Source organism: Pseudomonas sp. FW305-7, assembly GCF_058786735.1.
The window spans coordinates 136,537-148,488 of sequence record NZ_JBYSZA010000009.1 but is presented as its reverse complement, the minus strand read 5'-3'; the positions used below and the strand labels follow the sequence as shown (position 1 = coordinate 148,488).

Sequence of the window (11,952 nt, the reverse complement as noted above, 5' to 3'; positions counted from 1 at the left end):
ACATTCCATTGTTAATGAATGACTTAGGTCTCGGGTGCAGGCATAAAGCTATTGTCTGGAAGCCCCGTCCTAGAAGGGTTTGCTGTAGGTTTTTGGGAATGGCTATTATTACTTTTGAATTATCACGCTAGTTCGTTTTCAGCTTTTGGCAAATTTTCGGCATCTGTTTTCAGTACAGAATTGATTTATTAGGATCAGCGCACAAAACTGTCTTAACGTGCTAGGCGTTAGCGTCATCGGCTATATATAAGTGGGCGTTTTTCGGTGTTATCCAATAAACGTTATTAGTGTTTATCCATTTAGTTAATGTTCGATGACCACGTCTATCTTGTGGCGAAGGGATTTAGCGAAACGTCGTACCGCCCCGATGGGTGGCGAAGCCGCCCCCAAACCGCGCTAACTGAATTTAAGGGCGGCTTCGCCACCCATCGGGGATAAATCCCCTCGCCACAGAGAGTCACTCTCGCCACAGGTGTAAACAGGTCTGAGAACCAGTTGTTTGGAAAAGGGAGACTGGAATGTCGCAAACCACGCAAAAGCTGCGCCTGGGTGCATTGATCGCCCTGGTCGTGGGTTCGATGATTGGCGGGGGGATTTTCTCGTTGCCGCAGAACATGGCGGCGCGCGCCGATGCCGGGGCAATTCTGATCGGTTGGGGCATCACTGCCATCGGCATGCTGACCCTGGCGTTCGTCTTTCAAACCCTCGCCAACCGCAAACCCGAGCTGGATTCCGGCGTGTATGCCTACGCCAAGGCCGGGTTCGGCGACTACATGGGCTTCTCGTCGGCGTGGGGTTACTGGATCAGCGCCTGGCTGGGCAACGTCGGTTATTTCGTTTTGCTGTTCAGCACCCTCGGTTACTTTTTTCCGGTGTTTGGCCAGGGCAACACGCCCGTCGCCATCGGCTGCGCCTCGGTCTTGTTGTGGGCCGTGCATTTTCTGGTGATGCGCGGGATCAAGGAGGCGGCCTTCATCAATCAAGTGACCACGGTCGCGAAGATCGTGCCGCTGATCATGTTCATTGTCATCGCCGCCGTGGCGTTCAAGGCTGACATCTTCACCCGCGACATCTGGGGCCGCAGCAACCCGAGTTTCGGCGGGGTGATGGATCAGGTGCGCAACATGATGCTGGTCACCGTGTTTGTGTTCATCGGCATCGAGGGCGCCAGCGTGTACTCGGCGCGGGCGGAGAAACGCAGCGACGTCGGCCGCGCCACCGTGATCGGCTTTATCGGTGTGCTGGCGTTGCTGGTACTGGTTAACGTGCTGTCGCTGGGGATCATGAGCCAACCGGAACTGGCCACCCTGCAGAACCCTTCGCTGGCGGCGGTGCTGGAACACATCGTCGGGCCGTGGGGCGCGCTGGCGATCAGCATTGGCCTGGCGGTTTCGTTGCTCGGTGCGTTGCTGTCCTGGGCGCTGCTGTGCGCCGAGATCCTGTTTGCCACGGCCAAGGACAAGACCATGCCGGCGTTCCTGAAAAAGGAAAACGCCAACCATGTACCGGTCAATGCGTTGTGGCTGACCAACGTGATGATCCAGATTTTCCTGCTGATCACGCTGTTCTCGGCCGGCACTTACACCAGCCTGATCTATCTGGCTTCGTCGATGATTCTGGTGCCGTACCTGTGGTCGGCGGCGTACGCAGTGCTGCTGAGCGGACGCGGCGAAACCTACGAACACGCCTCGGCCGAACGCACCAAGGATCTGCTGATCGGCGGCATTGCCCTGTGCTATGCGGTGTGGTTGTTGTATGCCGGCGGGGTCAAGTATTTGCTGTTGTCGGCGCTGCTGTATGCGCCGGGGGTGATCCTGTTTGCCAAGGCCAAACATGAGCAGGGCGAGCCGTTGTTCACCACGGTCGAGAAAGGGATTTTTACCTGCGTGATCATCGGCGCCGGGCTGGCGGCGTATGGTTTGTACAGCGGGCTGTTGTCGTTGTGAGGTTGTCGCTTGAGTATCAGCCGCCGTATGACTGGGCGGCGATGTCGGGCTTTCTCGCCGCGCGGGCGGTGGTCGGGATGGAGACCGTGGTCGATGGCGTTTATTCACGCAGCATTAGCTTGAACGGTGTGCATGGCACGGTTTCGGTCGGCCCTGGTGCCGCTGATGCGCTGGAGGTGACGCTGGATTTTCCTGATTCAACGGTGCTGCCGGAGATCGTTGCGCGGCTGCGGCGGATGTTTGATCTGGATGCGGATCTGTCGTTGATGCAGCGGCATCTGGCGCAAGATCCGTTGCTGGCGCGGTTGCTCGCCGAGCGTCCGGGGTTGCGGGTTCCCGGTGCGTGGGACGGGCTGGAACTGGCGTTTCGCGCGGTGCTTGGGCAGCAGATTACCGTGGTGGCGGCGATTCGGCTGGCGGGGAAACTGGTTGCGCAATATGGCGTGCCGTTACGTTCGACGCTTGCGGGTTTGACTCACGTTTTTCCTCAGCCGGATGTTTTGGCCGTGGCGGATCTGGCCGCGTTGGGCATGCCCAGAAGTCGTGGGCGAACGCTGTCGGGCGTAGCACAGGCGTTGCTCGATGATCCGTCATTGTTTGAACCGAATCGCGATGGCGGGGTGGCGCGCTTGTTGGCCCTGCACGGCATTGGTGATTGGACGGCGCAATACATTGCGCTGCGGCAGTTGCGTGATATGGATGGGTTTCCGACCGGGGATGTCGGGCTGTTGCGGGCGCTGGAAGTACTGGAAGGGCGGCGGCCGACGGCGCGGGAATTGGCCGTTCGCGCAGAGGCTTGGCGGCCTTATCGAGGGTATGCGGCGCAGCTTTTGTGGACGTCATTGAGCCGGGGTGACTGATCCGAAGTGTGTGCTGCCAATACTGGCCTCATCGCTGGCAAGCCAGCTCCCACAGGTTTCCGGGCGCTCACAGATTAGGGGGGCGACACGGACACTGTGGGAGCTGGCTTGCCAGCGATGGGGCCCGAGCAGTCACTACCACTGTGGGAGATGTGAACCCAATTCTGTGGCCGGCAACGCCCACTGAATCGGCGTGCCGCTGATCTGCAGCGGCGCCTGCAACCGGTGCGCCGGCCCCCACGGTGTTCGCTCAACCTGTAAACCCTGATCCTGCTCATCCTCAGCGCGCAATGCCTCACTCGTCCCCGGCCCATGCTCGATCAGCAACTTGGCAGTTCGCGCCAGTGACAAACGCGCCGAGCCACCGCTGCCAGTCTTCAAACGTTCCGTCAAAAGACGGATCGCGCTCGCCGCCATCAGATACCCGGTCGCATGATCCAGCGCCTGCACCGGCAGCGGCGTCGGTTGGTCCGCCTGCTTCCAGCGCTGCCCGGCCTCGGCGATGCCGCTGCTCATCTGCACCAGGCTGTCGAAGCCGCGGCGGTTTTGCCACGGGCCGCTCCAGCCGTAGGCGTTGAGGCAGACGTCGATCAACCCCGGTGCCAGTTGCCGACGGCGCTCGGCAGCGAAACCGAGCTGCTCCAGTGCATCGGCGCGGTAGCCGTGGAGCAGAATGTCAGCGTCTTTCAGTAGATTTTCAAACACGCTGCGATCTGTCGGATCGTGCAGATCCAGCCGCGCGCAACGTTTGCCGAGGGTGACTTCCGGCACCACACCTGGCTCGTTCCAGGTTGGCGGATCGATGCGCAGCACATTGGCGCCGAGGCCGGCAAGAAAGCGGCTGGCGGTCGGGCCAGCGAGCACGCGGGTCAGATCGAGTACCTTGATGCCCGCCAGCGGTCGCGTCACCGAGCCTTGCCAGGTTTGAGGGTTTTCGTCCTGCTCCTGAGTGAACTGCACCAGTGGTTCGGCATTCACTGCCAGCCCCTGCGGATGTTGCTGCCACTGTGCCCAACTGCGCATCTCGGCGGCACAGCCCTTGGCATCGACCACCGCTTGCTCCAGGTCTTTGCTGGCCCATTGCGCGACTTTGGCTGCCATCGCCGCGCGGTCGGTACAGGCGCCGAGTACGCTTTCAGCGGCGGCGCGGTGATGCGGGGCATTGGTGTGCAGGCGGATCCAGCCGTCCTGCGTCGCGTAGTCGCCGGCGACCGGATCCCATAGCGGTGGCAGTTGCCAGCCGATCGGGCGGATCGAGGTGGCGAACCAGAACGAGGCCAGGCGGCGATCGACTTCAACTTTGGGCAGGCGACCGGTTTGTTGATTCAAGAGTTCGCTGATGGCTTGCCCGGCAGCGGCGATGCTGGCGCAGGCCAGATCGGTGACGGCGAACGCCGAGGGCAGGGCGCCGCTGGCAGTGAACGGAATCGGCGTGCGGGGCAAGCCGAGTGCGGCTTGAATGGACGTGAGGAAATCAGTCATCAAAGGCCCTCCGGGAGAGAGGGCGATGATAGTGCAAAAGAATCTTGGGCCAGATGAAACTCAATTGTAGGAGTGAGCCTGCTCGCGATTGCGTCGTATCAGTTGATGCATCGGTTAACTGATTCACCGCTATCGCGAGCAGGCTCACTCCTACAGGGGAACTGCGTGGCGTTATACGCGGAACTGATCCATCAATTTCATCTGCTGGCTCGCCAGGGCATTGAGCTGACTGCTGATCGCCGCCGACTCGGTGGCCTGCTCGGTCAGGGTTTCAGTCACGGTGCGAATCGCCGAAACGTTGCGATTGACCTCTTCGGCCACTGCGCTCTGCTGTTCGGCGGCGCTGGCGATTTGCAGGTTCATGTCGCTGATCACGGTTACCGCATCGCTGATTTTGCCCAGTGCATCCACGGCCTGACGGATCTGCCCGGCGTTGTTGTGGGCCTGGGTCTGGCTCGAATGCATGGTCGCGACCACGCCGCGCGTACCAGTCTGAATCCGCTCGATGACCACACGGATTTCCTCCACCGAATCCTGTGTGCGCTTGGCCAGGTTGCGCACTTCGTCAGCGACCACGGCAAACCCGCGACCGCTCTCACCGGCGCGGGCCGCTTCGATGGCCGCGTTGAGCGCCAGCAGGTTGGTCTGTTCGGCGATGCTGCGGATCACCTCCAGCACCGAACCGATCTGCTCGCTGTTGACCGCCAGTGCTTCGACTTCGGTCACGGCTTTGCTGACTTCGTCGGCCAGTTGATTGATGTCGCGGGTGCTGCGCTCGATGATCGACATGCCGTCCTTGGCCGATTGGTCGGCGCCTTTCGCCGCGTTGGCGGCGTTCGAGGCGCTGTTGGCGACGTCGTGGGCGGTGGCGCTCATTTCGTTGGACGCGGTGGCGACCTGATCGATCTCGCGGAACTGCACTTGCATGCCTTCGCTGGTCTGACGGGCGATTTCCGAAGACTGATCGGCGGTGCCGCGCGCCTCGCTGATGCTCTGTTTGATCTGCGCGATGGTCGGTTGCAGCTTGTCGAGGAAGCGGTTGAACCAGTTCACCAGTTCGCCCAGTTCATCTTGCTTGCTGTAGTTCAAACGTTGAGTCAGGTCGCCTTCGCCGCTGGCGATGTTCTTCAGCATCTCTGCGACGCTGTTGATCGGCCGGGTGACGCCGGAAGCGGTCAGCCAGATCAGCAGCAAACCCAGCAGACCGGCAACCACAGCCACCGCCAATGCGGTGAGCACACCGGTTTCCTGAGCATCATCAAGTACGGCTTGCAGCTTGACCGAATCGGCCAGCAGCACCTGTTTCGGCAGATCGATGACCACGCCCCACGCGCGCGAGTTACCAATCGGATCGACCGGGTACACGGCGCGGATCAGATCGCCCTGTTCCAGAATCTTGGGCGTGCCAGTGCTGAGCAGTTGCAGCACATCCTTGCCATCGGCAGCGAGGGTGTCGCTGATTTTCTTGCCGACTTTGGCAGCGTCGGAACTGTCGGCAGCCAGCACGCCGCTGCCGGAAACGATGAGCATGTGCCCGGCGTTGTTGAACAGGTTGCGCTGCGAATCCACCGCCGCCGCTTGCAGGGCATCGAGGGCGATGTCGACGCCGACCACGCCGATGGCTTTGCCGTCGACGATCAAAGGCACGGAAATGGTCGTCATGAGCATTTCCTTGCCACCGACGGTGTCGGCATACGGGTCGAGCAGGCAGGTGCGTTTGTTGTCGCGAGGGCAGGTGTACCAGCTGTTGTACGGCGTGCCGCTGAGGCTGAGGGTGGTCTTGGTCATGTCTTCTTCGACCATGATCGTGTTCAGCGCGGAACCGGCGGCGCGGCTCCAGTACGTGGCGAAACGTCCGGCTTCGTTGGACTGGCGCGCCGCATCGTTGGCGAACTCGCTGTCCTTGCCGTCCAGGCCATTGGGTTCGAAGGCGAGCCAGATGCCGAGCACTTTGTCGTTGCGCTCGAAAGCGGTTTTCAGGCTCAGGTTCAACTCTTCGCGCAAGGCGCCAGCCTCCAGCGAACGCTTGGCCGCCATCACGCGCATGTCCTTGATCTGGTCGGCCAGCGCAGTGATCACCGTCAGGCTCTCGCCAAAGGTCTTCTGCACCCGCACCGCCTGCTCGGCGGCTTTGGCCTGCAGCAGGTTCTGCACACTGGCGGTGAGCAACTGGTTGCTGGAGTGGCTGACCAGTTCGTCGTTCTGGTTGGTCTGGTAGATGTTCATGCCGACGATCAGCGCAACCACGCCGAGCAGGCACAGACCGGAGAGCAGAACGATTTTCAGGCGAATGGAGAGAGAGTCGAACATGGGGCGATCTCGTGAATGAATAAACCGGTGGCCACGGGGTTTGGAGTTACCCGGTTCGCCAAATCCATTCAGCGCCATTCAATGCTCATCGGCGTGAGGCGAGGGCGCATGAGCTGGATGCCGACGAACGGTCATCGCTAAACGTTTGCGCAGGGAAAAGTGCTGAAAAGGGGATTAATTACAGGGAAGTTTCACGGGGATGAAAATGGTGTGTCTGGATATGAGGAGGTGAGAGCTTTTGTGGTGAGGGGATTTATCCCCGATGGTTTGCGAAGCAGGCCCAAAACCTGAGAACCGACTCTTTCTGACATATTGGGGTTGTCTGCCTGGTGGCTGCTGCGCAGCCCATCGGGGATAAATCCCCTCACCACAAAGACCCCATTCACTTGGTGATTGTGTGAGTCAGGAAGACGTGACGATAGATTCCGGGCGCGACCAGATCCACAGATTGCCCAAACCCATCCCGACAATCGCCAGATAAACCGGCCAGCCGTGATCGAGCATCACCAGCATCATCGTTGCGCAGAGCAACATGCTCACCGTGGCGCTGACCTTGGCTTTGCGCGCGATGATCTTGCCGTTACGCCAGTTACTCAGGATCGGCCCGAACAACTGATGGTTTTCCAGCCAGGCACTCAGGCGCGGCGAGCTGCGGGTGGCGGCCCAGGCGGCGAGAAGGATGAACTCGGTGGTCGGCAGGCCGGGCACGACAATGGCGATCAGACCGATGCCGAGGCTGACATAGGCGAGCAGGCCGAACAGCACACGGGCGAGTTTGGAAGAGGCGGGTTGCGGCATGGGCTCGGGATTGCTGTGAGGCGAGAAGGGGATCTTACAGACTTGTGGAGATCCCTGTGGGAGCTGGCTTGCCAGCGATAGCGGTGGGTCAGGCAACATAAATGGAGACTGATCAGCCCTTATCGCTGGCAAGCCAGCTCCCACAGGGTTTTATGGTGTGCCTAGGGATCAGGCCGGTTCAGCCTCAGTGGCGTAAGCCTGTTCCAGCAGCACCGTGAAGCGGTTGAACGCGTCAATCGCGCCTTGCTCCACTTCGGCTTCTTCTTCAGCACTGAACTGCAGCGAGTCGAGCGTACGCACGAAGCTTTTCCAGCCTTCGGCGCGGCCACCTTCCGGCTCACCCAAATGACGGGCGCCAAAGGTTTCGCTCAGCTCCAGCGCCACGGCGCGTTTGATCAGGAACGCGGCACCCAGCTTCGAACCTTCGGAGACGAAGATCCAGCCCAGGGCACGGGCCTTGCTCGGGTTCTTCACCGCCCCGGCCACCGGCGCCGGGACTTCGGTGTGCAGATCCGCCAGGTCAGCCTTGGCCGCTTCAGCGCGGCAGCGAGCCGGCAGGTCAGGCACGATCGCCGTCAGTTCGGCATCGTTGTACAGCTCGACCAGTTCCGACTGGAACAGGTATTGCGCCACGACGAAACGGGCGAAGTTGGCGCGAGTCTCGAACGGCGCGTGGGCTTTGACCAGGGCGTCGAGCTTGCTGTGCGGCTCGTGGGTGATCTGGTTCAAGCGTTGTGAACGCAGGGCTTTTTCCGAAGTGGTCATGGGGTGTCCTTGATAAAAGAGGCGCTTGATAACGAGACGAACAAGAAGACGCGTGAGCGTAAAAAAACCTCACTGCGCGGTGGCTGAACACGCGCAGTGAGGTCGACGGGATCAGATGTCCCAGATCAGATTGATCGCGAAGTTGCGGCCCGGTTGGGTCAGGCGATCGAGGTTGGCCGGTTGCGTGACCGAGGCTTCGCCGACGCTGTCGTAACCGCGCACGTCGTCCCACAGCCAGTATTTCTTGTCGGTCAGGTTGTAAATGCCGCCGCTGACGGTGACGTCGTCGGTGACTTTGTAATAACCGGCCAGATCAAGAATGCCGAAGCCTGGCGTTTTGAACTGACTGCTGACGCCGTCCGGCGACTTGAAGTTGCTGTCGTCGACGCGATCCTTTTTCTTCACCACGGTCCAGCTCAGCAGGCCGCCGTAGTTGTCCTGGTCGTAACCCAGACCGAACACGCCGGTCAGCGGGTTGACGCTGTTGATCGGCTCGCCGTTGTCGTTGTTGCGACCGTAGGCGTAGGCAATCGAACCCTGAGTGTAGAGGCCTTGCGGGGCGCCAAACGCATCCAGATTCAGACGACCTTTGACTTCCGCACCCTTGATGGTGGCGTGCTTGATGTTGGCCGACTGGAAGGTCAGCTCGTTGCGGCCCGGGGTCACAGCGTCTTCGTTGATGAAGTCGCGATACTTGTTATAGAACACCGCCACGTCGAACGAACCTTGCTCGAAGTTACCGCGCAGACCGGTCTCATAGCTTTTGCTTTTTTCTGGTTCCAGGTCCGGGTTCGGCGTCACGCTGTAGCCGGTGGTGCTGTTTTCAAAGCGGCCGTACAGCGCTTTCGCGGTCGGCGTGCGGAAGCCTTCGGCGTATTGACCGTACCAGGTGTAGTTCTCGGTCAGGGCGTAGGTCAGGCCGAATTTCGGCGAGACTTTATGCCAGGTCTTGTTCTTGTCGCTGACCGTGCCCTGGCCATCCGCCGCCACGGTGTTGAGGAATTCCTGAGTGATGTGCGGCTTGAGCTGGGTGTAGTCGTAGCGCAGACCCGGCAGGAAGGTCCAGTCGTTCCAGCTGATCTGATCCTGAGCGAACACGCTGTAAGTGTTGATGGTCGGGTCCGGGAAGTCGGTAGCTTTGGCCAACACGTCAGCAGTACTGGTCGCACCGATGGCGGTGCAGCCACGCCCGACGGCCAGGCACTTGCCGTCGCCGCTGCGCGAACCGGTGACTTTCTGTTGCTTGAGGGTGGTGCCGTAAGTCAGCACGTGATCGGTGTCACCGATGGCGAAGGCCTTGTCCAGTTGCGCGTCGAACACCCACTGTTTTTCCTCGTAAATCGTGTCGCGGGTGCGCAGCACTTTACGGGTCATCGGGTAGTAGAACTCTTCGGTGCTCTGGTCGGTTTTGGCGATCTGGTGGTTGAGGCTCCACTTCACGTTGTCGACCAGCAGGCTGTCGAGGGCGAAGCGGTGCTCGATGCCGAAACGCTCACGGGTGATGGTGTCGTTGCCGGTGCGCCACTGGTACATGCCACCCGGCAACATGCTGTCGGGAATGGTCGGCGCGCCGTTGAAGAACGGGCCGCCGTAGGCGCTTTTCTGATCGGTGTCGCGATCATCCTTGTACTTTTCGTAGGTCAGGCCCAGGCGCGAATCTTCGTTGTAGTTCCAGCCTATCTTGGCCAGTACGTTGGTCGCCCGAACGTCTTCCGGGTTGGCAGCGGTGCGTTCGAGGCCGGTGCCGTTGTTGCTGCCGTAGGAATCGGTTTCGTGGCCATCGCGCTGGCTGTAGTGCAGCAAACCGTCGAACTGGTCGGCACGGCCGGCCACGGTGGCGGACTTCAGCCAGCTGTCATCGGCCGAGCTGTAACCGGTTTTCAGGCGTGCGCCGACGTCTTTGCCGGGTTTGATGATGTCGTCGGCATCAAGGGTGTAATAGCTGACCGCGCCGCCGATGGCGTTGCTGCCGTACAGCACCGAGGCCGGGCCACGGAGGATTTCCACGCGTTTGACGATTTCCGGATCAACGTAATTGCGCTGGGTCTTGGCGTAAGGGCCGTTGAAGAACCCGTCCGGTATTTCCACGCCATCGACCTGCGTGAGGATGCGGTCGCCGTCGATGCCACGGATGTTGTAGCCGCTGATGCCGCCACGCTGGCCGGCGCCGCCGACGGACACGCCCGGCTCGTAGCGCACCAGATCCTTGATGGTGTTGACATTGTTACGGTCCAGCTCGTCGCGGGTATGCACGGTGACGGTGCTCGGCACGCTGTTCACCGACTGTTCCTGGCGAGTGGCGCTGATGGTTACCTGATCCAGGTTGAGTGCGCCGCTGGTGCTGCGTTTTTCCAGCACGACGTTGTTGTTGCTCAGCTTGCGGAAGCTCAGGTTGGTCCCCACCAACAGGCGCTCGAGGGCTTTTTCCGGTGGCAGCGAACCACGCACGCCCGGCGACGATACGCCCTGACCCAGCTCCGCCGGCAAACCGACCTGCCAGCCTGTCACGGCGGTGAAGGCGTTGAGGGCCGACACCAGCGGTTGCTGGCCAATCGAGAACGAGTAATCGCCCATGTTGCGCGCCGGTTGTTCGGTGGCAGCCATCAGCGGTGCGGTACCGGCCATCAGGATGGCAGCGGTCAGCAGCGACAATACGCGGGATGGGGAAGAAGTCTGGCGGGTAAGGCGTGAGGACATCGATAGCGCTCCGTGTCGCACGAATCTTTATAGGTGCTGATCCGCTTCCGAGGATGCGAATCAATTGCATTGGCTATAACGAGACGAACGGGCTTTCGCTATCGAGTAAAAATAATTCTCATTTAGTTCAAGATCACCAGCGCGGGGAATTCCTGCAAGCGCGCCGAGGTGATGTGGGCGAGGGAGCGCACCACGTCGAGCGGTTGGTCGAGGCGATAATTGCCGGTTACGGCAACGTCGGCCAACTGCTCGTTGGTGTTGATGATCCAGCCCGGATAGTAGCGGCGCAGTTCGGCCAAGACCTGATTCAACGGGCAGTTCTCGAACACCAGTCGACCTTGCACCCAGGCCAGATCGGTATTGGCGTCGAGCTTGGCCGGGCGGTCGAAACCGTTCGGGCCGATGCGGACACTTTCACCGGCACTCAAACGCACCCGGGCATCATTGTGAGTGGCGCGCAAATCGACGTCGCCGCGTTGCACGTTGACCTGCGCCACGCCATCCAGGTAGCGCACCGCGAACGCGGTGTCGCGCACACTCGCCCTGACCGGGCCGACATCGATTTCCAGTGGCTGATTGCGATTGGCCGCGACCTCGAAAAACGCTTCGCCCTGATACAACCGCGCGACGCGTTGTTGATCGTTGATGGTGCTGGAGAAGGCTGAATTGGTATTGAGCAGGACTTTCGAACCGTCCTCCAGTTGCAGGCGCTGACGTTCGCCGACCACGGTCAAATGATCGGCCTGAATGCGCATCGGCAGGTTACTGAAACTGAACAGACCGAGAATCAGCACGGCAGCGGTGGCCAGCGGTTTCCAGTGCGGGCGCAGACGTTTGAGGGCGGTGACTTTCGCAGGTGGCGTCGCCAGCTTCTCTGCACACTGGGCGATTTGCGGACCGTCCCAGATCGCCTGCGCCTTGGCGAAAGCCTGGGTGTTCAACGGATCAGCCGCCAGCCAGGCATGGAATTGCCGGGTCTGCTCCTCGTCCGGGCTGCCGAGCACGATGAGCCAGTCGAGTGCCTGGTCCATTGCGTTTGCAGCGTCCTGCGCCGATGAAGGCGAAGGCGAGCGGTGGGTGTCCGTCACGGTGTT

General features: G+C 60.8%; 8 protein-coding genes and 1 pseudogene. 2 read left to right on the top strand and 7 right to left on the bottom strand.

All coding sequences use genetic code 11. The features are described 5' to 3' along the window. Positions 1–518 precede the first annotated feature (518 nt). Both arcD and AC3WMT_RS13825 read left to right on the top strand, forming a co-directional pair. A complete protein-coding gene (gene arcD, locus AC3WMT_RS13830) occupies positions 519–1,946 on the top strand; it encodes an arginine-ornithine antiporter (RefSeq protein WP_103303974.1) in 1,428 nt (475 codons plus the stop codon). Next, positions 1,943–2,806 (top strand): DNA-3-methyladenine glycosylase family protein, encoded by an 864-nt coding sequence (locus tag AC3WMT_RS13825; protein ID WP_103303975.1) that lies wholly within the window; start codon positions 1,943–1,945, stop codon positions 2,804–2,806. The genes arcD and AC3WMT_RS13825 overlap by 4 nt, the downstream gene beginning before the upstream one ends. 135 nt (positions 2,807–2,941) lie before the next feature. Here AC3WMT_RS13825 and AC3WMT_RS13820 read toward each other — a convergent pair whose 3' ends face one another. The 7 genes and pseudogenes from AC3WMT_RS13820 to AC3WMT_RS13790 form a co-directional block, all read right to left on the bottom strand. Continuing rightward, positions 2,942–4,288 (bottom strand): CoA transferase, encoded by a 1,347-nt coding sequence (locus AC3WMT_RS13820; RefSeq protein ID WP_103303976.1) that lies wholly within the window; start codon positions 4,286–4,288, stop codon positions 2,942–2,944. A gap of 171 nt (positions 4,289–4,459) precedes the next feature. Then, a complete protein-coding gene (locus AC3WMT_RS13815) occupies positions 4,460–5,215 on the bottom strand; it encodes a methyl-accepting chemotaxis protein (protein WP_371919311.1) in 756 nt (251 codons plus the stop codon). Between the two features lie 102 nt (positions 5,216–5,317). After that, a pseudogene (locus AC3WMT_RS13810) lies at positions 5,318–6,325 on the bottom strand (methyl-accepting chemotaxis protein); the annotation flags it as partial. Between the two features lie 675 nt (positions 6,326–7,000). Next, positions 7,001–7,396, bottom strand: a complete 396-nt coding sequence (locus AC3WMT_RS13805) for a YbaN family protein (protein ID WP_103303978.1) — start codon at positions 7,394–7,396, stop codon at positions 7,001–7,003. 168 nt (positions 7,397–7,564) lie between these two features. Next, a complete protein-coding gene (locus AC3WMT_RS13800; protein WP_103303979.1) occupies positions 7,565–8,161 on the bottom strand; it encodes a biliverdin-producing heme oxygenase in 597 nt (198 codons plus the stop codon). A 111-nt stretch (positions 8,162–8,272) separates the two neighbouring features. After that, positions 8,273–10,858, bottom strand: coding sequence for a TonB-dependent receptor (locus AC3WMT_RS13795; protein ID WP_103303980.1), 2,586 nt, complete (start codon positions 10,856–10,858; stop codon positions 8,273–8,275). Positions 10,859–10,980: 122 nt separating this feature from the next. Continuing rightward, complete coding sequence (locus AC3WMT_RS13790; RefSeq protein WP_103303981.1) at positions 10,981–11,946, bottom strand: FecR family protein; 966 nt, start codon at positions 11,944–11,946, stop codon at positions 10,981–10,983. Positions 11,947–11,952: the final 6 nt, after the last annotated feature.

Bases quoted from the DNA above. Each gene is read 5' to 3' on its own strand.
- AC3WMT_RS13815 (WP_371919311.1), bottom strand. From the start codon at position 5,215: ATGCAAGTGCAGTTCCGCGAGATCGATCAGGTCGCCACCGCGTCCAAC.
- AC3WMT_RS13805 (WP_103303978.1), bottom strand. From the start codon at position 7,396: ATGCCGCAACCCGCCTCTTCCAAACTCGCCCGTGTGCTGTTCGGCCTG.
- AC3WMT_RS13800 (WP_103303979.1), bottom strand. From the start codon at position 8,161: ATGACCACTTCGGAAAAAGCCCTGCGTTCACAACGCTTGAACCAGATC.
- arcD (WP_103303974.1), top strand. From the start codon at position 519: ATGTCGCAAACCACGCAAAAGCTGCGCCTGGGTGCATTGATCGCCCTG.
- AC3WMT_RS13795 (WP_103303980.1), bottom strand. From the start codon at position 10,858: ATGTCCTCACGCCTTACCCGCCAGACTTCTTCCCCATCCCGCGTATTG.
- AC3WMT_RS13820 (WP_103303976.1), bottom strand. From the start codon at position 4,288: ATGACTGATTTCCTCACGTCCATTCAAGCCGCACTCGGCTTGCCCCGC.